Origin of the sequence: Klebsiella sp. 141153, assembly GCF_032601995.1 — a bacterium.
GTDB lineage: Bacteria > Pseudomonadota > Gammaproteobacteria > Enterobacterales > Enterobacteriaceae > Klebsiella > Klebsiella aerogenes.
On the sequence record NZ_JAQIRJ010000015.1, the window covers coordinates 61,689 to 86,166 of the forward strand.

A 24,478-nucleotide genomic window follows, 5' to 3' on the forward strand; every position below is an offset into this window, starting at 1 on the left:
CTCCCATGAAAAAAGGTATTCACCCAAATTACGACGAAATTACTGCTACCTGTTCTTGCGGTAATGTCATGAAAATCCGTTCCACCGTTGGTCACGACCTGAACCTCGACGTGTGCGGTAAATGCCACCCGTTCTACACCGGCAAACAGCGTGATGTTGCTACCGGTGGCCGTGTTGACCGCTTCAACAAGCGCTTCAGCATCCCGGGCAGCAAGTAAGTTGCCAGAAAGAGCCGCCTCAGGGCGGCTTTTTTGTATCCTTCGTCTGGCAACGCGAGGAATAAAAAAGCGGAAGATATCTTCCGCTTTTTTTATGTCTTAGTATTCCCACGTATCCGGGTCGATGCCCAGTTCACGCATAATCTCTTTCGCCGCTTCCGGGATTTCATCGCTGCGCTCTTTACGCAGGTCTTCATCGTTAGGTAACGGTTGACCGGTAAAGGCATGCAGGAACGCCTCGCACAGCAGTTCGCTATTCGTGGCGTGACGCAGGTTGTTCACCTGACGACGCGTGCGTTCATCGGTGAGGATCTTTAACACCTTCAGAGGAATGGAAACCGTAATTTTTTTTACTTGCTCACTCTTCTTACCGTGCTCAGCGTATGGGCTGATATATTCGCCGCTCCATTCAGCCATGAGATACCTTAATCCTCTGTTTATTAGTTAAGGGCCAGAACATTACGCCCGGCCATAATTGCGCGTAGTTTACCGTATGAGCGTGCTTTCTGACATGAGATAAGCCGCCGCCGACGTGCGCTAATGCATATAATTTTAACGGCTATTTGTCTTTTGCTCAATCTATACGCAAAGAAGTTTAGATGTCCAGATGTATTGACGTCTATTGTGACAATGATTACTCTGAGGCCTGACTTCTCACCGAACAGCCCAGGAACTGTCCAACATGACGCGTAAACAGGCCACCATTGCAGTGCGTAGCGGTTTAAATGACGACGAACAGTACGGTTGCGTTGTCCCGCCGATCCATCTCTCCAGCACCTATAATTTCACCGGTTTCAATGAACCCCGCGCCCACGATTATTCCCGACGCGGCAACCCGACTCGCGATGTCGTACAGCGCGCGCTGGCGGAACTGGAAGGCGGCGCCGGCGCGGTACTGACCAATACCGGAATGTCGGCTATTCTGCTGGTGACCACGGTGTTCCTGAAGCCGGGCGATCTGCTGGTGGCGCCGCACGACTGTTATGGCGGCAGCTATCGTCTGTTTGACAGCCTGGCGAAACGCGGCTGCTATCGCGTGCGCTTTGTCGATCAAAGCGATGAACAGGCATTACGCGAAGCGTTAGCGGAACAACCGAAGCTGGTGCTGGTCGAAAGCCCGAGCAACCCATTGCTGCGGGTGGTCGATATTGCGAAAATCTGCGGGCTGGCGCGTGAAGCCGGCGCGGTGAGCGTGGTGGATAACACCTTCCTCAGCCCGGCGTTGCAAAATCCGCTGGCGCTGGGCGCCGATCTGGTGTTGCATTCGTGCACCAAATATCTCAACGGCCACTCTGACGTGGTCGCCGGGGTGGTGATTGCCAAAGATCCTGAGACTGTCACCGAACTGGCATGGTGGGCGAATAATATCGGCGTCACCGGCGGGGCGTTTGATAGCTATCTGTTATTGCGTGGTTTGCGTACCCTTTCTCCACGAATGGAAGTGGCGCAGCGCAACGCGCAGGCGATAGTCGACTATCTGAAAACCCAGCCGCTGGTGAAAAAGCTGTATCATCCGTCCCTGCCGGAAAACCAGGGGCATGAGATTGCGGCGCGTCAGCAAAAAGGTTTTGGGGCGATGCTAAGCTTCGAGCTCGATGGCGATGAGCAGACGCTGCGTCGCTTCTTGAGCGGTTTATCGCTATTTACGCTGGCGGAATCGTTGGGGGGCGTTGAGAGCCTGATTTCCCATGCGGCGACGATGACGCATGCGGGCATGGCGCCGGAAGCGCGTGCGGCGGCAGGGATCTCGGAAACGCTCCTGCGTATTTCGACCGGTATTGAAGATGGTGAAGATTTAATTGCCGACCTGGAAAATGGCTTCCGGGCAGCAAACGAGGAATAAAGATGAGTGTGATTGCGCAGGCAGGGGCGAAGGGTCGTCAGCTGCACAAATTTGGTGGGAGTAGTTTAGCGGATGCGAAATGTTACCTGCGCGTCGCCGGGATCATGACCGACTACGCGCAGGCAGGCGATATGATGGTCGTCTCTGCCGCCGGTAGCACCACCAACCAGCTGATTAGCTGGCTGCAGCTAAGCCAGACCGATCGTCTTTCTGCGCATCAGGTGCAACAAGCGCTGCGTCGCTATCAAATGGACCTGATCGCCGGCCTGCTGCCGGCGGACGCCGCCGACGCGCTGATCGCGACGTTTATTCACGATCTTGAGCGTCTGGCGGGCCTGCTGGATAGCGGCGTCACCGATGCGGTATATGCCGAAGTCGTCGGCCACGGCGAAGTGTGGTCCGCGCGCCTGATGGCGGCGGTACTAAACCACCTTGGCGTTGAAGCCGCCTGGCTGGACGCGCGCGCTTTCCTGCGCGCGGAACGCGCCGCGCAGCCGCAGGTTGATGAAGGCTTATCCTACCCGCTGTTACAACAGTTGATGGCGCAGCACCCCAACAAACGGCTGGTGGTGACCGGCTTTATCGCCCGTAACAATGCCGGGGAAACCGTACTGCTGGGCCGTAACGGTTCCGACTACTCCGCCACCCAAATCGGCGCGTTGGCCGGTGTTTCCCGCGTCACCATCTGGAGCGACGTGGCCGGGGTTTATAGCGCCGACCCGCGTAAAGTGAAAGATGCGTGCCTGCTGCCGCTGCTGCGTCTTGATGAAGCCAGCGAGCTGGCTCGCCTGGCGGCGCCGGTGCTGCACGCGCGTACGCTACAGCCGGTTTCTGGTAGCGATATCGATTTACAGCTGCGTTGTAGTTACACCCCGGACCAGGGTTCGACGCGCATTGAGCGCGTGCTGGCATCCGGCACCGGCGCGCGTATCGTCACCAGTCACGACGACGTCTGCCTGATTGAATTCCAGGTACCGGCCGGTCAGGATTTCAAACTGGCGCATAAAGAGCTGGATCAGATTTTTAAACGCGCGCAGCTGCGCCCGCTGGCGGTGGGCGTGCATGCCGACCGTAAGCTGCTGCAGTTCTGCTACACCTCTGAAGTGGCCGACAGCGCGCTGAAACTGCTGGATGAAGCGGGCCTGCCTGGCGAGCTGCGTCTGCGTCAGAAGCTGGCGCTGGTGGCGATGGTCGGCGCGGGCGTGACCCGCAATCCGCTGCATTGCCACCGTTTCTGGCAGCAGTTGAAAGGGCAGCCGGTAGAGTTTACCTGGCAATCGGAAGAGGGCATCAGCCTGGTGGCGGTGCTGCGCGCCGGCCCAACCGAGAGCCTGATTCAGGGACTACATCACTCCGTGTTCCGCGCTGAAAAACGCATCGGCCTGGTGCTGTTCGGCAAAGGCAATATCGGCTCCCGCTGGCTGGAGTTGTTCGCGCGCGAGCAGAGCACGCTTTCCGCCCGCACCGGCTTTGAGTTCCTGCTGGCCGGGGTGGTGGATAGCCGCCGTAGCCTGCTGAATTACGAAGGTCTGGATGCCAGCCGCGCATTGGCATTCTTTGAAGATGAAGCGGTCGAGCAGGATGAAGAGTCGCTATTCCTGTGGATGCGCGCGCACCCTTATGATGATTTAGTGGTGCTGGACGTGACCGCCAGCGAACAGCTGGCCGATCAGTATCTGGATTTCGCCAGCCACGGTTTCCATGTGATCAGCGCCAATAAGCTGGCGGGCGCCAGCAGCAGCGATAAATATCGCCAGATCCACGACGCCTTCGAAAAGACCGGCCGTCACTGGCTGTATAACGCCACCGTCGGCGCAGGCTTGCCGGTTAACCATACGGTGCGCGATCTGATCGACAGCGGCGATACCATCCTGGGGCTGAGCGGTATCTTCTCTGGTACGCTCTCCTGGCTGTTCTTGCAGTTTGACGGCACGGTGCCATTTACCGAACTGGTGGATCAGGCCTGGCAGCAAGGGCTGACCGAACCGGACCCGCGCGTTGACCTGTCGGGTAAAGACGTGATGCGCAAGCTGGTGATCCTGGCGCGCGAAGCTGGTTACAATATCGAGCCGGATCAGGTGCGCGTGGAATCGCTGGTTCCGGCGCATTGCGAAGAGGGCTCGGTCGACCACTTCTTTGAGAACGGCGAAGAGCTGAATGAACAGATGCTGCAGCGCCTTGAAGCCGCCCGTGAAATGGGGCTGGTGTTGCGTTACGTGGCGCGTTTTGATGCCAACGGTAAAGCGCGCGTCGGAGTAGAAGCAGTGCGTCAGGAACATCCGCTGGCGGCGCTTTTGCCGTGCGATAACGTCTTTGCCATCGAGAGTCGCTGGTACCGCGATAACCCAATGGTGATTCGTGGGCCAGGCGCAGGCCGCGATGTTACCGCCGGGGCCATTCAGTCAGATATCAATCGTCTGGCGCAGCTGCTGTAATCTGTCAGGCCGGCCCGCTGGGCCGGCCTTCATTATGCTGACTCCCGCGTCACCAGTTGTCCGGAAAGGGTAATACGCTGGGTAGGGAGAGCCGGTTCTTTGATCTTGCGGATAATTAACGCGGCGGCCTGACGGCCGGTCTCTTCGCTGGCGGAAGAGACATAGGTAAAAGACGGCGAAGTCAAATTCACATGCATCATATCTTCGAAGCCCACCAGCGCCACTTGTTGGGTAAGAAAGACGTCTTTTCCCACCGTTCGTCCTACCTGATGAATACCATTGAGGCAGCCAATCATCGCATCCGGTGAATGGCAGAGCAGCGCGGTAATGGCATTATTCTTTTCCAGTAACTGACGAGTGGCGATACTGGCGGCTTGGGTATTGTCGTGACAGGCGGGCGCAAACTCTTCGCGTACCGTCATGCCGTTTTTCTCCAGCGTGCTGTAAAAGCCGAGCAACCGCTGCTGACGAATAAGATCGTCTTCCTGACCGCCGATGTAGGCAATATAGCGATGACCACGCTCTATCAGATAACGCGCGGCGATGCTGGCGGCCTGACGATTATCGCGGACCACCTGATCGCGGTTGCCGGTTAACGGCGTTTGCGAGACCGTCACCAGAGGCAGGGGACATTGCAGCAGCGCTGCAGGCAGCGTATCGCGGGTGGTATCGGCATCAAGATAAATCACGCCGGCGACGCCCTGTTGTTTAAACGACAGCAGGCAGCGATCCAGATAGTCGCTATCGTTAAGCGGCTGGCCGAGAAATACCATATAGCCCTGTTTCTCCAGTTCCTGCACGATGTTGGCCATCACTTTGATGGAAAAACTGTCGTTGAAGTCGCGAAGAATCAGGCCGATTAGATTGGTGGTGTTGGCGCGAAGGTTGGCGGCGGCGACGTTATGCACATAGCCGAGCTCCTGGATGGCAGCATTGACTTTTTCGATGGTGGCGTCGGAAATTTTTCCCTTCTGACGTAATACCAGCGAGACCGTAGAAACGGAAACGCCGGCCAGTTTCGCCACATCTATAATGCTGACTTTCTTCAAAATCGCTCCATGAAAACTGTTGTATGACAGTCAGATAGCAGAAGATCGCTTCTCTGAGACAAGCGATCTTCCACACCATAACATCTTCTGGTTATTTGCCAATCATCCCCGACATGGTTTGAGCGATAAATTGCGCCCTGGCGCCAAAAATTATCTGGATACCGTTATCACCGACGAAGACTACGCCGCGCGCGCCGATACTGTTGAGGCCGTCTTTATCTACCGCATCGCGTTCGGCAACCTCCAGACGCAGACGGGTGATGCAGGCGCCCACCGAGTCAATATTCTGTGAACCGCCGAGTAAGCTGACAATTTCAGTTGCCAGTTCGGCGTCGGTTTTATCATTGGCCGTTACGGTGATATCGGTACGTCCCGGAGTTTTCACATCGAAGCGGCGGATCACGAAACGGAAGGTGAAATAATAAATCAGCGCCATCGGCACGCCAACAATCACCGCGCTGAGGAAGTTTGTCTGATAGCCGTTCATGGAAGGCAGAATACCGAAGGAGATATAGTCGATAAGTCCGGCGGAGAACGACTTGGCAATATGCGCGTGCAGCAGGTACATGGTCATGTACGAGAGCCCCGCCATAATGGCGTTAAAGACGTACAGAATCGGCGCCACGAAGATAAAGGTGAATTCGACGGGTTCGGTGATGCCGGTCAGGAAGCAGGTCAGCGCGGCGGAGAACAGAATACCGGCCGCGATTTTTTTATTTTTAGTGTGCGCTTCGTGATACATCGCCAGACAGGCGGCCGGCAGAGCGAACAACATCAGCGGGAATTCACCCTGCATAAATTTGCCCGCGTTTTGATAGCTGTCGGTGCTAAAGGATTTCACCCCTTCTTCCAGCATTTTAAACCAGATGGTCTGGTCGCCGTGGATCATCTGGCCTGCCTGGGTAGTGTAATCGCCGAAGGAGTACCAGAAGGAAGGGTACCAGATGTGGTGCAGGCCAAGCGGGATCAGCGCGCGTTCAACGAGGCCGAAAATAAAGGTGGAGGCGGCCTGGTTATCGCCGTTAATCACCATCGACAAGGAATCAATCCCGGCCTGGATATGCTGCCAGACGTAAGGTAGCAGCAGGCCGAGGATGAACGACAGGAAGGCGGTGGCGATCGCCACAAAACGCTTACCGGAAAAGAAACCGAGGAATTCCGGCAATTGCAGCGTGTGAAAGCGGTTGTAGCACCAGGCGGCGAGTATCCCGCAGATAAGCCCGCCGAAAACCCCCATCTGCAACGTCGGGATGCCGACCACCATCGCGTATTTGCCGCCCTGAGCGGCCATTTCCGGCGTAATGCCGAGTACGGTACCGATGGTAATGTTGGTGACGAAGACCGAGACCGCTGCCGATAGCGCGGCGATGCCGGATTCCGACGCCAGGCCGACCGCGGAGCCGATAGCGAAGAGCATCGGTAGGTTATCGAAAATAATACCGCCGGCATTCATCATCAGCGGTAAATGGAATTTATCCCCGAAGGCCAACAACAGGCCGGCGGCCGGGAGGAGCGAAATCGGCAGCATCAAGGCGCGGCCGATCATCGACAGTTTTGATAATGATTTTATGAACCCTGACCACAGACTCATGCTGATTACCCCGAATAGATATTATTGGCGAAAACGTGTTAAGTAGAACGTTATAGTAGAACGTTCTACTCACTGTGGATCAAGGTTGACGTTGCTGCAATAGTAATCGGCGTGCCAGGGGGGGAGATGTGCGATTTTTTGAACTACTTCAAATTACGCTGCGGACAAAATCTGAAAACAACGCCAGGGCGCGCCTGGCCTGACGCGAGATGAACTTTTTTCACTTTGACTGAAAATTCCTCACTGTTTACGCAGATTTTTCTATTGACGCCCGCACGCTTTTCCGTCATTTTTACATCTGGACGTCTAAACGTATAGAAGTTCGCAACACGACTGATAAATATAATGCGATTGATGAGGTAAGGTATGAGCTTTTTTCACGCCAATCAGCGGGAAGCCCTGAATCAGAGCCTGGCGGAAGTCCAGGGCCAGATTAATGTGTCCTTTGAATTCTTTCCGCCGCGTACCAGTGAAATGGAGCAAACCCTGTGGAAATCCATCGATCGCTTAAGCAGCCTGAAACCGAAGTTTGTTTCCGTCACCTACGGGGCGAACTCCGGCGAGCGCGACCGCACTCATAGCATTATCAAGGGCATTAAAGACCGCACCGGTCTGGAAGCGGCGCCGCACCTGACCTGTATCGACGCCAGCCGCGATGAACTGCGCGCGATTGCCCAGGATTACTGGAACAACGGTATCCGCCATATCGTCGCGCTGCGCGGTGACCTGCCGCCGGGTAGCGGCAAGCCGGAGATGTACGCCGCCGACCTGGTGACGCTGCTAAAAGACGTCGGTGATTTTGACATCTCCGTCGCCGCCTATCCGGAAGTGCATCCGGAAGCCAAAAGCGCGCAGGCCGACTTATTGAACCTGAAACGTAAAGTAGAAGCGGGCGCTAATCGCGCGATCACTCAGTTCTTTTTTGATGTCGAAAGCTACCTGCGTTTTCGCGACCGCTGCGTCTCCGCCGGTATCGACGTGGAAATTATTCCGGGCATTCTGCCGGTCTCCAACTTTAAACAGGCGAAGAAATTTGCCGATATGACGAACGTGCGTATCCCAACCTGGATGTCGAAAATGTTCGAAGGGCTGGATAACGATGCCGAAACGCGCCAGCTAGTAGGGGCGAATATCGCCATGGACATGGTGAAAATTTTAAGCCGGGAAGGGGTAAAAGATTTCCACTTCTATACCCTGAATCGCGCCGAAATGAGCTACGCCATCTGTCATACCCTGGGCGTGCGTCCGGCGTAATCACCTGCTTTACCTCTTGTTTCATCCTTATCTGGGCGGTGAACTGCAATTCACCGCCCCCTTTTTTAGCACGAAAAGTGCGCTCTGCCTTTAAGCAACCTTCCGCCAAAGCGAGTATAGTGCCCGCAAAAATCATGACGGTGGAGAAGTTATGACGGTTGCAAGGAACAGCAATCTCCTGGCCGGTTGCGGCCTCGTCCTGCTGACGCTTATCTGGAGCTACAGCTGGATTGCGATGAAACAGGTAACGCTCTATATCGGCGCCTTCGATTTTACCGCGCTGCGCTGTATCTTCGGCGCGATTGTACTGATGGCGGTGCTGGCGCTGCGCGGGCGCGGCATGCGGCCGACGCCGTTTGGCTATACCCTGGCGATTGCGCTGCTGCAAACCTGCGGCATGGTCGGCCTGGCGCAGTGGGCGCTGATGAGCGGCGGCGCCGGTAAAGTCGCTATTCTCAGCTACACCATGCCGTTCTGGGTAGTGATCATGGCGGCGCTGTTTTTAGGCGAGCGCATGCGGCGGCTGCAGTATGCCGCTATCGTCCTGGCGGCGTGTGGTCTACTGTTGGTGCTGCAGCCGTGGCAGTTGGATTTCTCCTCGATGAAAAGCGCGCTGCTGGCGATCCTCTCCGGCATCAGTTGGGGGGCGAGCGCGATTGTCGCCAAACGCATGTATCGCCGCTATCCGCGCCTCGATTTACTGTCGTTAACCGCCTGGCAGATGCTGTATGCCGCGCTGGTGATGAGCGTGGTGGCGTGGCTGGTGCCGCAGCGCAGTATTGACTGGCAGCCTGGGGTTTTCTGGGCATTGGGCTATAGCGCGATTCTGGCCACGGCGGTGGCCTGGAGTCTGTGGCTGTATGTCCTGCGTAATCTGCCTGCCAGCGTCGCCGGCCTGAGTACGCTGGCGGTGCCGGTCTGCGGCGTGCTGTTTTCCTGGTGGCTGCTGGGTGAAAATCCGGGGCTGGTGGAAGGCGGCGGCATTGTGCTGATTGTCGCGGCGCTGGCGATTATCAGCCTTAAAAAGCGCCACGTTCATGGGCAACACGTTGATCGGCCGGCGACGGCGGCAAAATAATCGTCACATGTGGCCGCATGGCGCGGCCACACCGTTTATCAATCTTATCCCTTAATGTGGTACAGCGGTTCACCCGCTTTCACCTGACCGTGCGCTTTGATTTCCAGCTGCGCGAACTCCTCTATATTGCTACAGAGCACCGGGCTAACCATCGAACGCACGTTAGCTTCGAGGTACACGAGATCCATTTCGAGAATCGGCTGACCTGCGACAACGGTAGCGCCTTCTTCCGCCAGACGGGTAAAGCCCTGACCCGCCAGCGCAACGGTATCAATCCCCATATGCACCACGATCTCAGCGCCGTCTTCGGTCTCAAGACAGAAGGCATGATCGGTGTTGAAAATCTTGATGAGAGTACCCGCCGCGGGTGAAACCACAATGTTGCTGGCCGGCAGGATGGCGACACCACCGCCAACGGCGCCGCTGGCGAAAGCTTCGTCAGGGACTTGCTCCAGCGCGACCAGTTCGCCGCTCACCGGGGCGACGAGCTCGATAATCCGCAATGCATTCGCTGCCTTGCGTGGATTATTGTGGGCCTGCGCGGTGACGCTGGGGAGCGTCTGCGCGGCATCGACGTGACCCGCGGTTTTCATGGCGGTGGCGATTTTTTCCGCCACGAAGCCAACGATTATCTGCACGTTGCTGGCGTTGAGGCGAATGACCCCGCTGGCTCCCAGGCGGCGGGCCAGCGCTTCATCGACCAGCGTTGCATCCTTAACGCCAAGGCGCAGGCGGGTGATGCAGGCGTCGATATTGGTGAGATTATCGGAACCACCGATAGCGGCAATGTACTGGCGCGCCAGCGCGCTGATATCCTGCTGTTTCGCGGCGCTCAGGTTCACATCTTCGCCATCGGCGGCGCTGCCGGCAACGGACAGCTCGCGGCCCGGCGTCAGCAGGTTGAAGCGGGTGATGGTGAAGCGGAAGACCAGATAATAAATCGCGAAGTACACCAGCCCCATGGGAATGAGCAGATACCAGTGGGTGGCCAGCGGGTTGCGCGATGCCAGTACCATATCGACCAGACCGGCGCTGAAGCCGAATCCGGCGATCCAGTGCATGCTGGCGGCGATGAAGACGGACACGCCGGTTAAAAAGGCGTGGATGACGTATAGCGCCGGCGCGACGAACATGAAGGAAAACTCCAGCGGTTCGGTGATACCAGTAAAAAAGGCCGCGAACGCGCCAGCCATCATAATACCCATCACCTTCGCTTTATTTTCCGCACGGGCGCATTGGTACATGGCTAATGCCGCGCCCGGCAAGCCGAACATCATGACCGGGAAAAAGCCCGCCTGGTAACGACCGGTGATGCCAACCACCGCTTTACCGGAGGCGATGGACTGCGCGCCGCCAAGGAAATTCGGGATGTCGTTAATCCCGGCGACGTCGAACCAGAATACCGAGTTCAGGGCGTGATGCAGGCCGACCGGAATGAGCATACGGTTGAAAAAAGCATAGATACCCGCACCCAGTGAGCCCAGTTTTTGGATATGTTCACCGAAGCTGACCAGCCCGCTAAAGACCACCGGCCAGATGAACATCAGGACAAACGCCACCACAATCATAGTGAATGAAGTGAGGATCGGCACCAGTCGGCGTCCGCTGAAGAACGAGAGCGCTTTCGGTAACTCCGTGCTGCTAAAGCGGTTATAGAGTTCCGCTGAAATAATGCCGACCATGATGCCGATAAACTGATTTTTAATCTTCGCAAAGGCCGCAGGCACCTGCTCGATTGGGATCTGCTGGATCATGGCGACAGCTGCCGGCGAACAGAGCGTGGTTAATACCAGAAAGCCGACAAACCCGGCCAGCGCGGCGGCGCCATCTTTATCTTTCGACATGCCGTAGGCTACCCCGACGGCAAACAGGACGCCCATATTATCTATAATGGCCGCACCGGACTGAATACATAGTGCGGCCAGCGCGTTAGAACTACCCCAGCCGTTGGGATCGATCCAGTAACCGATGCCCATTAAAATGGCGGCGGCAGGTAAAGTAGCGACGGGCACCATCAATGCCCGGCCGACTTTTTGTAGATAACCCAAAATATTCATATGAATTCCCTTAAAATAATAAATCCTGAAGCCGCATGTAATAAAGCGACTGACCTGTATAACGATGGGCAGTTAAAATTAAACAGTCTTATTTTTATTGTGGGTTATTTTTAAGGGATTTCAGGAGGTGTTTAATGTTAGCCAGGTCGCATTTTAATAAATATTAAAAAGGACTTGGGTTATTAATAAATAGAATGAATAACAAAGCAGCGGTTATTTTTCAATAACCGCCATTGTTAAATGATACGGAGGTGAATTAATTAACTTATTGACCAGGCTACCGTACCGCGACAATAGGTTGTATTCACCTGATAATTATCTTCAAGGACAACAATATCGGCATCGTATCCGCGCTGTAATTTCCCTTTTCGACTATCAAAACCTAATAACCGTGCCGGATTAATGGTGCAGGATTTTAATGCCGCGCTAAACGGCACCATTGCTCTTTCGACCATATTATATAAGCCGCGATTGAGCTGTAGCGTGCTGCCGACCAGGACGCCGTTATCCCGTCTGGTTGCGCCATCATCGCCAAGTACCATTGGCTCTCCGCCGAACATATAGCGCCCCGGAGGACAACCTTTCGCCTTCATCGAGTCGCTTATCATGATGATGTCATTATCATTTTTGCTGCGATAAAGGTGGGCGGCGGAAACCAGGCTGACAAAGATACCGTCGGCAATCACCTCGCCGTACAGGCCATCAAGATTCAGGGCGGCGCCAAGCAGGCCGGGCTCGCGATTGACGTATTTCGCCATGCCGTTATAGACATGGGTGACATTTTTAGCGCCGTTGGCGACCGCCGCCAGCGCCTGCTCGAAAGAAGCATCCGAATGGCCCATATTGACCACAATCCCTTTCTTCGCGCAGTAGCGGGTCAGCGCAAACTGATGGTCTTCTTCCGGGGCAAGGGTAATGGCGATAATGTGGTCGCGCGCCGCCTTTTCGAAAGCCTGAAACTGGGTGACGTCGGCAGGGCGAATCTGTTTTTCCGGCTGCGCGCCGCGGTAAAGTTGGCTCAGGAACGGGCCTTCGAGATGGATGCCCAGAATTTCCGCGCCGCTATATCCTTCGTCCATAACGTGGGAAATATTGTCCAGCGCCGCCAGTAGCGTCGCGTTTTCATCGGTAACGGTAGTCGGGCAAAAGGCGGTGACGCCTTCTTCCGGTAGGCGGGAGGCCCAGCGGCGTAGCCCCTGTGGGTCGTTTTCGTTGGTATCGTAATCCCAGGCGCCGTGCGCATGGCTATCGATAAGGCCTGGTATAATGCGCCGCGCCCCGAAATCCTTATCCACGCGGGAGCTAAGACCGGGCGTGATCGCGCCGATAAGCCCATTTTCAATGGTTATTTGCGCCGGGTAAAAACCCCCGGCAAGCCACACTCGTTCGCTCTGGATTATCATATGCTCACCTTTAAGCGCTGATAAGCGATGCCGCGTCACGGTCGCATATGATGGTGACGTCCGCATGCATCAGTAAGAAGGAGGCGGGGAATTGCGGATCGATGCGTGTGCATTGGTGCAACTGCTTGATAATTTCCGCTTTTGATTTACCGTTGGCAATCAGCACGATCTTTTTGCTGCGCAAGATGGTGCCCATGCCCAAAGTGATAGCCTGTCGGGGGACTTCGTCCTGGCTGGCGAAGAAGCGGGCGTTCGCCGCAATGGTCTCTTCGTTAAGGTCGATGATATGGCATACCGGGCTATGGGTAGCATGGGGTTCATTGAAACCAATATGACCATCGTGACCAATGCCAAGAACGGTAATATCGAAATCGCCATGGCTTTGAATCAGGCGTTCGTAGCGAGCGCATTCGGCCTGCAGGTCTGGCGCCAGAATATCCGGTACGAAGGTATTTTCTTCAGCCATGTTGGCATGCTGATAAAAGTGCTGTTGCAGGAAGTAATAATAACTTTGCGGATCGTTTTTGGCCAGCGGGATATATTCGTCGATATTAAACGAGAGGGCGCAGGAGAAATCGGCTTCGCCATCTTTCGCCATTCGGCTCATTTCGGCCAGGAGGCCGACGGGGGTTCCGCCAGTCGGTAAGGCCATTACTAAATCCGGTTTTTTATTCAGCTCCTGGGCAATATGTTGTGCTGCCAGGGCGCTCATTTTTTCGTAGGTGTCGGTAATAATAAAGTTCAACATGTTAATCCTTAACCGCCAATGGTGGCTTTTAATCCAATATCTTCAGCGTATTGTTTAATTTGTTCTGTTACGTCGCGTTGGCATGTCGGAATGTTGTGTAGAAAATAGGGCATACCAAGCTTTTGATATTTCCCGATGCCATAAATATGGTATTCGAGAATATCAACCTGTAAAACCGCCGGACCGAGTTTACGAATAAAGTCGAGACGCTGGCGAATATCCTCCGGATCGTCGTTACGCGTCGGCACGATCACCATTCGCGCGAGGATCGGCTTGCCCATAGCGGCGATCGCTTTGGCATTATCGAGGATCCGCCGATTGTCTACGCCGGTACAGGCAAGATGAGTCTCGGGGTTGAAAGCTTTAAAGTCGTAAGAGACCAGATCGACCGTTTCAATCAGCGGGCGCAGCTTTTCCCAGCGGATATTGCCTGCAGTATCGAGACATACGTGTACGCCCTGCGCTTTCAATATTTGCGCTGTTTCTTTGACGAACTCCGCCTGCAGCGCCGGCTCGCCGCCGGAAAAGGTCACGCCGCCAGTGCTTGAGTCGTAAAATGTCTTGTCGCGCAGTAGTAATTCCGCCAACTGGTGCGAGGTCATCTCTTTAGCGACTTTTTCATAACCGTCGTAGGGGCAGAGATCGACCATATCCAGGAGATTGCTGCAATTTCTACGGTCTATATTGACGCCATTGCCCGGTTCAGCAAGGGTAATGGCGTGGTTGTTCGCTGCCTGTACGCAGGTACCGCACTGGCGGCAGCGTTCTTTAAACCAGAAAACGTTATGGCCTGGCCCGATGGTTTCCGGATTCGCGCACCACTGGCAGCGCAGGTTGCACTGCTGCATAAAGACGGTGCTGCGTATTCCTGGACCATCTTTGGTGGAATAACGTTGAATTCGGGAAATCAGGCCAGTTCTCATCGCGTTTCTCTCTTACCAGCTCAGTTCGGTGCGCGCGATAATCGCATCCTGCGCTTCCGGCATCAGCGTTGAGAACAGCGCGCAATACCCGGCAACGCGCACCATCAGATTCGGGTAATCCTGCGGATTCGCCTTTGCGGCGCGCAGAATATTGGAATCAATGATGTTGAACTGATTATGGAAGATGTTTTTCTCACGGCTGGCTTCCATAAAGGCGGTAAATTTCTCCAGATTGTCGTCGCCTTCCAGCGCGCTTGGCGTGAACTTCATATTCAGCAGCTGGCCGCCGGCGATTTTCTGGTTCGGCAGTTTCGCAACCGAGTTAATGACCGCCGTCGGGCCTTCTTTATCCGCGCCGAGGCACGGAGAGGCGCCCTCGTTCAGCGGCAGCGTCGCCAGGCGACCATCCGGCGTGGCGCCGACGTCAAAACCATTCGGCACGTATGAAGTAATATTAGAGGTCGACATGGTATAACCGCAGCCTTTTGGCCCCTTACCATAGCGATCGGTTTTGTATTTCGGCAACAGTTTGAGATAAGACTCGAAGACATCGGCGACGATATGGTCGACATAGTCGATATCGTTACCAAACTTCGGCGCATTGCGGCACAGTTTGCGTACGCGCGCGCCTTCCAGACCTTCAAAGTTGCTATCCATGGCGTCACGTAGCTGTTGAAGCGTCAGGACTTTATCGTCGAAGACCAGTTTTTTCACTGCCGCCAGGCTATCGCCGACCACGGAAGGGCCAATGTTGGAGGAACTCACGAAGTCATATTCCGCGCCGCCGTTTTTCAACGTTTTACCGCGTTCCAGCGAGCAGTTAATCGTGGCGGAGGCAAAGGCATCGGCATCGTGGTATTTCAGCGCCCGGTCGCAGACCAGATCGCAATCTACCGCCAGATCGGAGTAGAACTCCAGCAGCTGGTTCCACGCCGCCCATACTTCATCGTAAGACTGGTAGTTTATTTCGCGGCCTTCTTTACCGTTGATTTTCACTAACTGCACGCCGGTCGCCGGATCGCAGCCGTTGTTCATCACCAGCTCAAGGATCTTGCCGAAATTCACATAGGTCATGCCGGTGGCGCGGTGCCCCCAGCGGCCTGGGATCGCGGTTTCTACGCAACCCATTGAAGCATATTCGCGGGCGACTTCTTCCGTCAGGCCCAGCGTCATCATGGCAGGGATAACCACTTCGTCGCAGAAGATCGACGGCATACCGAAGCCTTTACGAATGAGCTTTGCGGCATCCTGCATCAGCGAATGCGGGGTATCTTTTGAGAAACGAACGCTGAGGTTTGGTTCCGGCAGGCCGGTTAGCGCCATGGCTTCCAGCGACAGATAGGAAAGATCGTTGGTACCGTCGCTGCCGTCAGGCTTCATGCCGCCAACCATCAGGTTGGAATAGAGCGGATAGCCCCCGCTGTACTGAGTATGGCCCCACGGGCGTACTTTGTTCAGGCTGTTGGTCATGATGAAGAAGTGGGTCAGGATCTCCAGCGCCTTTTCTTTGCTGATTTTCCCGGCTTTGATATCGGCTTCGTAATACGGCCAGACGTACTGGTCGAAGCGGCCGAAGGAGAAAGAGTGGCCGTTGCTTTCAATCATCATCAGCAAATGGGTAAGGTAGACGGTTTCCACGGCTTCATAGAAGCTACGGGCTTTGCCTTCCATCAGATGGGCGAACATGTCGCTCATGGCCAGCAGTTCGTCGCGGCGTTTAGCATCGGACACTCTTGCCGCTTCGGTTTTAGCAAGCGCGGAGAAGCGTTTGCAGTATTTAAGCGCGGCCTCCATGGTAATAATGACCGCCTGATAGAAATCTTTTTGCTCGTCGGTCAGGTTGTCGTCATTTTCCAGGTGCTGTTTGGCGATATCGCGCATACCGCCATAGCCAACTTCCAGTACGAAATCATGGTTCGGAATGATATGGCCGTCGCCGGACATGCTAATGCCGCCGCGGTGCAGCACGCCCTGTTTTTCCGCCAGACGGTTAATTTGCGGTAGGTTGGCAAGCACTTCATCCTGATGGGTTTTTCCTTGCCAGTAATCCTGCAGGGTACGCAAGCGGGCTTTGGTGGATTCGGACACGCGGAAGCTATCACCGGAACGCTTATCAAATTCGTCCAGTTCATCGATAACCCAGTTAAAGGAGTATTCCGGGAACACCGGCGCGGCAAAATTGGCGCTCGCCTGGTTGCCGACAATCAGCATATCCGGTTCGATATAGATGGTCATTTTCTCCAGAATATCGGCTAACGCCAAAGCCCGGCGAATCACAATGGACTGGCCTTCGGAGCGTTTAAACGACTCGGTGATGATCTCTGCTCGTTCCGGGCATAGCGTCGCCACGCGATGGAACATCTGATCCTGTTTTTTAGCGATACGCGCGAAGTCGCAATCGTCGTTGGTAGGTTTGAAGCTCAGTAATCCGTTCATAAAGACCTCAATTCTGGAGGGGGTATCCCTATTCCACGCTTGAGGTGTTCTTTTGTCAATTTATTTATGATCTTTTGTGTTCTATTTATCATTAATAAATCTAAAAAGAACATTTAGAAAAAACGGAAAAGCACAGACGCCCGTTGCCGGGCGTGAAGTTATGCTGCGCTGTCGGCCAGCAACAGTTCGGTTTTTTGCGCAGTAAGCAGGGAGAGGATATCGGCTGGGAGGCCATCCTGACTGATAACGATGTCAAAATCGTCCAGTCGGGCATGGCCGGCAAGGAAAGTTTGCTCGAATTTACTTTTATCGGCGAGGAGGATTTTTTGCCGTCCGGCGCGCAGCAGCGCTCGCTTGACGTGGGCATCGGTCATTTTAGGGACCGTTAGCTCGCCGTGGTGGTTAATACCCTGGGTGCTGATAAAGACCTTATCGGCATGAATGGTGCTAAAAAACTCTGCGGTACTGAAAGAGATCATCCCCTGGGTATCATCTTCATATTCTCCCGGAGCGACGATTAACTTGATGTTTTTTCTTCCTTTTAGCAGGTTCACTACCGGTACTGAGTTAGTGATCACCATGATTTTTTTATCGAAAATTGATTGCGCTAGCGCCAGCAGCGTGGTCCCGCAGTCAATGATGATAGTGTCGCCGTCCTCAACCAGCTCTGCCGCTTTACGGCCAATCAGGTGTTTATCGTCAACCATCTGCACGGATTTAAGCTGAAAACTTGGCTCGACGCTGGCGCCGCTGGTCAGGTAGGCGCCGCCATAGGTCGTTTTGACGATTCCCTGTTTTTCGAAGAATGACAGATCCCGGCGGATAGTCATTTTGGTGACGCCGAACTTCTCGGCCAGTTCGTTTACAACGACTTTTTTGTCCTGTTGCAGAATGGCGTAAATGCTCATTCTTCTGTCTGATGATTGCATAACAACGATTTGCCCAAAGGAAAAACGCACTATAAAACACATCCCGTGTGCTGGCAATCGGCGATCAAAGGAACATAAAAGAACACGCCCGGCTGACGCCGGGCGTAACGGGAAAGGTTATTCCCACTCTTGCAGGAAACGCTGTCCATATTGGTCGGCCACCAACAGCGCGGCGTACACCTGGTCGGCGCTGGCGCCGCCCGGCATATTGTGGATAGTTTCGCCTTCGGCGCAGGCGGCTTCCGCGACCGTGCGCATTTTGGCCGGGATATCGCCTTTAATATCGAGCTGCGCCAGCGTGATGGGCAGACCGACGCTGTGACAAAGCGCCGCAGCGGTCTCAATTTCTTCCACCGGCGCGTTTTCCAGCACCAGCTGCGTCAGGGTACCAAATGCGACCTTTTCTCCGTGGTAGAAGTGATGGGCGTCCGGGATGGCGGTCAGGCCATTGTGAATCGCGTGCGCCGCCGCCAGCCCGCCGCTCTCAAAGCCGACGCCGCTCAGGTAGGTGTTGGCTTCGATCACCCGCTCAAGCGCTGGGGTAACCACATGCTGCTCGGCGGCAAGCATCGCCTTTTCGCCTTCTTCAACCAGCGTGTTGTAGCATAGCTCCGCCAGCGCCAGCGCCGCCTGGGTGCATTTACCACCCGCCATTGTAGTCGCGCCGCTGCGCGAGCAGGCGCGGGCTTCAAACCAGGTCGCCAGCGCATCGCCAATCCCGGCGGCCAGCAGGCGAGCTGGCGCGCCTGCGACGATCTGCGTATCGACAACCACCATGTTCGGGTTGTGCGGCAGCATCAGATAGCTTTCGAATTCGCCATCGTCGGTATAGATAACAGACAACGCGCTGCACGGCGCATCGGTGGAGGCGATGGTCGGTGCCACGACCACCGGCAGGTGCATATAGTGGGCCAGCGCTTTCGCGGTATCCAGCGTCTTGCCGCCGCCGATGCCGAGCACTGCATGGCATTGGGCGCTGCTGGCGATATCGCGCAGACGGTTGATTTCATTTTGCGAACATTCACCGCCGAACGGGGCGATTTCGGCCACCAGACCAGCGCCGCTCAGGCTGGTACGCAGCTGCTCTTCGGCAAAGCCGAGAACGAACTTGTCGCCGATGATTAGCCAGCGTTCAGCCAGCGGTTTGAGATATTCGCCGAGGCGCTTGATGGCGCCAGCGCCCTGGATGTATTTACCGGGTGATTGAATAATGCGATCCATTTCGATTCCTCCGCGATGACCGTGCAAGCCGCCTGTTGGCGGCCGACGATCGGATTACAGGTTCAACGTGCCAAATGCGTTATTCCAGTCCTGCTCAAACTTCTCTATGGCTGACTCTACCGCAGGGGTGCCGAGCATTTGTTGCGCTACGTCTAAGGGGAGGGTGATAGCTTCACAGCCGGCTAACAGGCAATCCAGCGCCTGGCGCGGGGTTTTGAAGCTCGCGGCCAGGACTTTGCTTTCCGGGGCGTGCATTTCCAGCAGGGATTGCAGTTCTTGCACCATGCGAATGCCGTCACCGCCCTGGGCGTCGACGCGGTTGACGTACGGCGCGACGTATTTCGCGCCGGCCAGCGCCGCGAGCAGCCCCTGGGAAGCGCTATAGACGGCGGTGCCAAGCGTAGGGATGCCTTCTTTTTTCAGCAGTTTGATGGCGGCAAGTCCTTCGGCGGTAACCGGGATCTTAACCACGATTCCTGGTACGGCGTTACTCAGGCGTTTGGCTTCTGCCACCATACCTTGCGCATCGCGACTCATGGTCTGCGCGAACAGAATACCTTCCGGGCCGACGGCTTTTTGCAGGCGAGGCAGCACACCCCAGACCGGGGTTTTGCCGGCGGCGATGATGCTCGGGTTGGTGGTGACGCCAGCCAGCGGATAAATGCGGGCCAGACGTTCAACTTCAGCGACATTCGCGGTGTCCAGATAGAGTTCCATAACCATTCCTCGATGTGTAATTCAATGATGTTGAGGTAAGGATACGGCTTCCGTTTGCCTGCCCGCCAGATGACAATTTTGCCAAAAACTGGATAAATGTACGCATTACGATTAAGAGTGATTTAGATCACATTTGTCCACGTAATAGTGCATCCAGGCTGAAATAGCCTGCAGGTGGAAATCAGTAACTTACAAAAATCTAGTTTTACGGCGCAGAGGGGTTTTCCGTCAGTTGGCTATGGTACTGGCGGCGATACTCGGAAGGAGAACGTTCAGTATTCTTGCGGAACAGGCGGCAGAAGTAATTGCTGTCGGCGAAGCCGCAGGCGTGGGCGATATCTTTTACTTTCATATCATGACCCTTCAGCAGCATGCGCGCCTGTTCGAGGCGGATATGATTGAGGTATTCGTTAAAGCCCATGGGTCCGCACTTCTGAAACAGATGTGAGAGATAGTTGGGAGAGAGATAAAACTCCTGGGCTACGGATTCCCGGCTCAGCGGCTCAGCGAAATGGACATCGATATACTGGCGGATCGCCTCGAACAGCGCCTGGCTGCGCGATGAGGTTTGCGCCTGGCTACCCAGCAGATCGGTACAGTGGCTGAGCAGACTACTCACGATGCAGCGGGCGGTTTGCTGCTCCTGCGGTTGCATGCGTATCTCATTTAGCGCCTGTAGCAGGAATGAACCCACGCGCGGCCCGCGGCGTGGTACCTGGATCTTCTGGACAAGAGTTAGCGCTTCTCCGTTCCAGCGCTGCAGCGTAAATTCCAACTGCTGTTTGCCAAACAGGATGCTTAAGAGCAGACAGGGCGTCTGCCAATGCGGCCAGTTCCAGCCATCGCCGGCAATATACAGTACATCACGCGCCTGCAGCGGCGCGGCGTTTTCGCCTAAGGCGAGATCGCGCAACTGCCCCTCAATGACGATATTCAGACGGGGGAAATCGAGCTGTATCACGGCTTCAGCAGGCGGTCGCATTGCGCCGGCAAAATGCACATCCGCAATGTTATTCGTTTTTTTTATCAATGAATCAATGAGTTGATTGATGCTATTGTCCATCATTGCCCCGTCAAATACGTCACGCGGTTCATCATACCGGACATTTTTCCAGCGGTAAAAGCGCGAACTCGTCGTTATTGCTTCTCGGTTGTGAAATGTTATATCGTAACATTTTGTCGCAATCAATATTCAACTCAGGAGAGAGTAATGACCCGAAAGATCCCCATGCTCGCGTTTGGCTTCGGCATGGCGCTTGCCAGCGTTCAGGCATTCGCCCACGGTAGCCATCATCATGGCCCGGCGTTAACTGAAACGGAACGCCGGGCCAGCGAAGGCATTTTTGCCGATAAAGATGTGAAGGATCGCGCGTTGAGCGATTGGGATGGCGTCTGGCAGTCAGTCAATCCGTACCTGCTGAATGGCGACCTTGACCCGGTTCTGGAGCAAAAAGCGAAAAAGCCCGGCGGCAAGAGCGTGGAAGAGTATCGCGCCTATTATAAGAAGGGCTATGCCACCGACGTAGAGCAGATTGGCATTGAAGATAACGTGATAGAGTTCCACGTCGGCAAGACCGTTAATAGCTGCAAATACCGCTACTCAGGCTACAAAATCCTGCAATATGCCTCCGGCAAGAAGGGCGTTCGCTACCTGTTTGAGTGCCAGCAGGCTGACGGCAAAGCGCCGAAATTCGTCCAGTTCAGCGACCATATTATTGGCCCGCGCAAATCGCAGCATTTCCATATTTTCATGGGGAATGAATCTCAGGAAGCCTTGCTGAAAGAGATGGATAACTGGCCGACCTATTATCCGTATGCGCTGCATAAAGAGCAGATCGTCGATGAGATGTTGCATCACTAAAATGAATGGGAAATTCCCCCGACCGGGCGGCCGGGGGAAACGATGATTAGCCGGTATTACGCATCCCAGCCGCGACGCCGGCAATGGTGACCATTAGCGCTTGCTCAACGCGCGCATCCGGTTCCTCGCCAGCCTCTTCGGCCTGACGCGAACGGTGCAGCAGTTCGGCCTGCAGGACGTTCAGCGGGTCGGTATAGATGTTACGCAACTGGATGGATTCGGCAATCCACGGCAGGTCGGCCATCAGGTGGGAGTCGTTAGCGATGGCCAGCACCACTTTGATATCGGCGGTTAACAGCTGACGCAGCTCTTCGCCGAGTTTCCACAGTTCCGGTTTCACCAGCCGCTGATCGTAGTACTCCGCCAGCCACAGGTCGGCTTTTGAATAGACCATCTCCAGCATGCCCAGGCGGGTTGAGAAGAACGGCCAGTCGCGGCACATGCTTTCCAGCTCGCTCTGCTTGCCTCCCTCGACTACTTTCTGCAGCGCGGCGCCGGCGCCCAGCCAGGCCGGCAGCATCAGGCGGTTCTGGGTCCAGGCGAAGATCCACGGGATAGCGCGCAGTGACTCGACGCCGCCGGTCGGGCGACGTTTTGCCGGGCGCGAGCCAAGCGGCAGTTTGCCCAGTTCCTGTTCCGGGGTCGCGGAGCGGAAATAAGGGACGAAGTCTTTGTTCTCACGCACATAGCCGCGATACATCTTACAGGAGACGTCGGAAAGCTCGGCCATGATCTCGCGCCACTGCGGTTTTGGTTCCGGCGGCGGCAGCAGGTTGGCTTCCAGAATGGCGCTGGTATACAACGACAGGCTGCTGATGGTCACTTCCGGCAGGCCGTACTTAAAGCGGATCATCTCGCCCTGTTCGGTGACGCGCAGGCCGCCTTTCAGACTACCCGGCGGCTGCGAGAGCAGCGCGGCATGGGCCGGAGCGCCGCCGCGACCGATGGAGCCGCCGCGACCGTGGAACAGCGTCAGTTCAATACCGGCTTTTTCGCAGGTTTTGATCAGCGCGTCCTGGGCCTGATACTGAGCCCAGGAGGCGGCCATCACGCCGGCATCTTTGGCCGAGTCGGAGTAACCGATCATGACCATCTGTTTGCCCTGAATAAAGCCGCGATACCAGTCAATATTCAGCAACTGAGTCATGACGTCGTTGGCGTTGTTCAGGTCGTCGAGCGTTTCAAACAGCGGCGCGACCGGCAGGGCAAAGCCGATACCGGCTTCCTTCAGCAGCAGATGAACCGCCAGCACGTCGGACGGCGTTTTGGCCATTGAGATAACATAGGCGGCGATCGAGCCGCGCGGCGCTTCAGCGATCACCTTGCAGGTGTCGAGGACTTCGCGAGTCTCTTCGCTTGGTTCCCACTGGCGTGGCAGCAGCGGGCGTTTGGAGTTCAGTTCACGGATCAGGAAGGCCTGCTTGTCGGCTTCCGACCAGCTTTCATAATCGCCGATCCCGAGGTAGCGGGTCATTTCGCCCAGCGCTTCGGTGTGGCGGGTGCTTTCCTGACGGATATCGATACGCACCAGCGGTACGCCGAAAGATTTCACCCGGCGCAGGGTATCGAGCAGTTCGCCGTTGGCGATGATGCCCATGCCGCAGGCCTGCAGCGATTTATAGCAGGCGTACAGCGGTTCCCACAGCTGTTCGTTTTGCGTGATAAGACCCGCTGGTTTCGGCAGTTTTTGCCCTTTCAGACGCGCTTCCAGCCAGGCCTGGGTCTCCATCAACTGGCTACGCAGTTTTTTCATCAGATAACGATACGGCTCTTGCGCGCCTTCCGCGCCGGCCAAATCGCGGAGCTCGTCGGTGCATTCGACCATCGACAGCTCGGAGATAAGCACCTGGATATCTTTCAGGAACAGATCGGTCGCTTTCCAGCGGCTGAGCAACAGCACGTGGCGGGTGATATCGGCGGTGACGTTCGGGTTGCCGTCGCGGTCGCCGCCCATCCAGGAAGTGAATCGTACCGGCACAAAATCAACCGGTAGCTGGTAGCCGAGGTTGGCTTCCAGCTGTTCGTTCAGCTCGCGCAGATAGTTCGGCACGCCTTCCCACAGGCTGTTTTCAACTACCGCGAAACCCCATTTGGCTTCATCGACCGGAGAAGGGCGGTGCTTACGAATTTCATCGGTATGCCAGGACTGGGCAATCAGCTGGCGCAGGCGGCGCATCAGCTGGTTGTGCTCATAGTCGGCGATATCTTTGTTATCCAACTGCTTAAGGCAGTTGTTGACCTCCACCATTTTGTGGATCAGCGTCCGGCGGGTGATTTCGGTCGGGTGAGCGGTTAATACCAGCTCCAGCGACAGGGATTCCACCGCTTTTTTTATGGTGTCTTCGTTGAGATTGGGTTGGTCTTTGAGTTTTCTCAGGGTACGCGCAATAACTTCCGGATTGCTGGCGGCTTCGCCGTTGGGCGAAATGCTGTGATATTGCTCAGCGGTATTGGCCAGATTCAAAAACTGGCTAAAGGCGCGCGCCACCGGCAGCAGCTCGTCGTTGGACAAGTTTTGCAGTGTGGTGAGCAGCTCCTGGCGATTGGCTTCATTGCCCGCGCGAGAAGATTTGGACAACTTACGGATAGTTTCGACTCGATCAAGAATGTTTTCTCCTAACGCATCCTTGATGGTGTCGCCCAGCACCTTACCGAGCATACTGACATTACTACGCAAAGCGGAATATTGTTCGTTCATGTTACCCCAGACACCCC

General features: G+C 55.5%; 19 protein-coding genes. 6 read left to right on the forward strand and 13 right to left on the reverse strand.

Going from position 1 to position 24,478, the window contains the following annotated elements:
- The first annotated feature begins 5 nt into the window (after positions 1–5).
- Complete coding sequence (gene rpmE / locus PGS10_RS23200) at positions 6–218, forward strand: 50S ribosomal protein L31 (protein ID WP_015368925.1); 213 nt, start codon at positions 6–8, stop codon at positions 216–218.
- A gap of 99 nt (positions 219–317) precedes the next feature.
- Here rpmE and metJ read toward each other — a convergent pair whose 3' ends face one another.
- Positions 318–635: a met regulon transcriptional regulator MetJ gene (gene metJ / locus PGS10_RS23205; protein ID WP_004107547.1), complete on the reverse strand. Its 318-nt coding sequence runs from the start codon at positions 633–635 to the stop codon at positions 318–320.
- A gap of 265 nt (positions 636–900) precedes the next feature.
- Between metJ and metB the strand changes: the two genes are divergently transcribed.
- Complete coding sequence (metB, locus tag PGS10_RS23210; RefSeq protein ID WP_015368924.1) at positions 901–2,061, forward strand: cystathionine gamma-synthase; 1,161 nt, start codon at positions 901–903, stop codon at positions 2,059–2,061.
- Between the two features lie 2 nt (positions 2,062–2,063).
- Positions 2,064–4,496 carry a bifunctional aspartate kinase/homoserine dehydrogenase II gene (locus PGS10_RS23215; protein ID WP_045395300.1) on the forward strand — a complete coding sequence of 811 codons (2,433 nt, stop codon included), beginning with the start codon at positions 2,064–2,066 and terminating at the stop codon, positions 4,494–4,496.
- 32 nt (positions 4,497–4,528) lie between these two features.
- Here the strand turns inward: PGS10_RS23215 and malI are convergent, their stop codons facing one another.
- Both malI and PGS10_RS23225 read right to left on the reverse strand, forming a co-directional pair.
- Positions 4,529–5,545 (reverse strand): Mal regulon transcriptional regulator MalI, encoded by a 1,017-nt coding sequence (gene malI, locus PGS10_RS23220; protein ID WP_213317843.1) that lies wholly within the window; start codon positions 5,543–5,545, stop codon positions 4,529–4,531.
- A 91-nt stretch (positions 5,546–5,636) separates the two neighbouring features.
- A complete protein-coding gene (locus PGS10_RS23225) occupies positions 5,637–7,136 on the reverse strand; it encodes a PTS transporter subunit EIIC (RefSeq protein ID WP_047066295.1) in 1,500 nt (499 codons plus the stop codon).
- A 366-nt stretch (positions 7,137–7,502) separates the two neighbouring features.
- On the opposite strand from PGS10_RS23225, the gene metF reads away from it, so the two are divergent.
- A complete protein-coding gene (metF, locus tag PGS10_RS23230) occupies positions 7,503–8,390 on the forward strand; it encodes a methylenetetrahydrofolate reductase (RefSeq protein ID WP_015368922.1) in 888 nt (295 codons plus the stop codon).
- A gap of 151 nt (positions 8,391–8,541) precedes the next feature.
- A complete protein-coding gene (locus tag PGS10_RS23235; protein WP_316423565.1) occupies positions 8,542–9,468 on the forward strand; it encodes a DMT family transporter in 927 nt (308 codons plus the stop codon).
- A gap of 44 nt (positions 9,469–9,512) precedes the next feature.
- On the opposite strand, the gene nagE is transcribed toward PGS10_RS23235, so the two are convergent.
- From nagE to PGS10_RS23280, 9 genes are all read right to left on the reverse strand, one after another.
- Positions 9,513–11,525, reverse strand: coding sequence for an N-acetylglucosamine-specific PTS transporter subunit IIBC (gene nagE / locus PGS10_RS23240; RefSeq protein ID WP_047047228.1), 2,013 nt, complete (start codon positions 11,523–11,525; stop codon positions 9,513–9,515).
- A 260-nt stretch (positions 11,526–11,785) separates the two neighbouring features.
- The gene (gene nagA / locus PGS10_RS23245) at positions 11,786–12,928 is read right to left on the reverse strand and encodes an N-acetylglucosamine-6-phosphate deacetylase (protein ID WP_316423566.1); all 1,143 of its coding nucleotides are present in this window, start codon (positions 12,926–12,928) and stop codon (positions 11,786–11,788) included.
- A gap of 10 nt (positions 12,929–12,938) precedes the next feature.
- Positions 12,939–13,676 (reverse strand): glucosamine-6-phosphate deaminase, encoded by a 738-nt coding sequence (gene nagB, locus PGS10_RS23250; RefSeq protein ID WP_289578454.1) that lies wholly within the window; start codon positions 13,674–13,676, stop codon positions 12,939–12,941.
- 8 nt (positions 13,677–13,684) lie between these two features.
- Positions 13,685–14,599 carry a glycyl-radical enzyme activating protein gene (locus tag PGS10_RS23255; protein WP_045395313.1) on the reverse strand — a complete coding sequence of 305 codons (915 nt, stop codon included), beginning with the start codon at positions 14,597–14,599 and terminating at the stop codon, positions 13,685–13,687.
- A gap of 12 nt (positions 14,600–14,611) precedes the next feature.
- Positions 14,612–17,035, reverse strand: a complete 2,424-nt coding sequence (locus PGS10_RS23260) for a glycyl radical protein (protein WP_047047239.1) — start codon at positions 17,033–17,035, stop codon at positions 14,612–14,614.
- Positions 17,036–17,193: 158 nt separating this feature from the next.
- Positions 17,194–17,943, reverse strand: coding sequence for a DeoR/GlpR family DNA-binding transcription regulator (locus PGS10_RS23265; RefSeq protein WP_045395317.1), 750 nt, complete (start codon positions 17,941–17,943; stop codon positions 17,194–17,196).
- 138 nt (positions 17,944–18,081) lie between these two features.
- Entirely contained in the window at positions 18,082–19,185 is a 1,104-nt protein-coding gene (gene gldA, locus PGS10_RS23270) for a bifunctional L-1,2-propanediol dehydrogenase/glycerol dehydrogenase (protein ID WP_047047243.1), read from the reverse strand.
- 54 nt (positions 19,186–19,239) lie between these two features.
- Positions 19,240–19,902, reverse strand: a complete 663-nt coding sequence (gene fsa, locus PGS10_RS23275; RefSeq protein ID WP_316423567.1) for a fructose-6-phosphate aldolase — start codon at positions 19,900–19,902, stop codon at positions 19,240–19,242.
- Positions 19,903–20,107: 205 nt separating this feature from the next.
- The gene (locus PGS10_RS23280) at positions 20,108–21,088 is read right to left on the reverse strand and encodes a helix-turn-helix transcriptional regulator (protein WP_289578476.1); all 981 of its coding nucleotides are present in this window, start codon (positions 21,086–21,088) and stop codon (positions 20,108–20,110) included.
- A gap of 24 nt (positions 21,089–21,112) precedes the next feature.
- On the opposite strand from PGS10_RS23280, the gene zinT reads away from it, so the two are divergent.
- Positions 21,113–21,763 (forward strand): metal-binding protein ZinT, encoded by a 651-nt coding sequence (gene zinT, locus PGS10_RS23285; RefSeq protein ID WP_047078375.1) that lies wholly within the window; start codon positions 21,113–21,115, stop codon positions 21,761–21,763.
- Between the two features lie 46 nt (positions 21,764–21,809).
- On the opposite strand, the gene ppc is transcribed toward zinT, so the two are convergent.
- Entirely contained in the window at positions 21,810–24,461 is a 2,652-nt protein-coding gene (gene ppc / locus PGS10_RS23290) for a phosphoenolpyruvate carboxylase (protein WP_015368915.1), read from the reverse strand.
- Positions 24,462–24,478 lie beyond the last annotated feature (17 nt).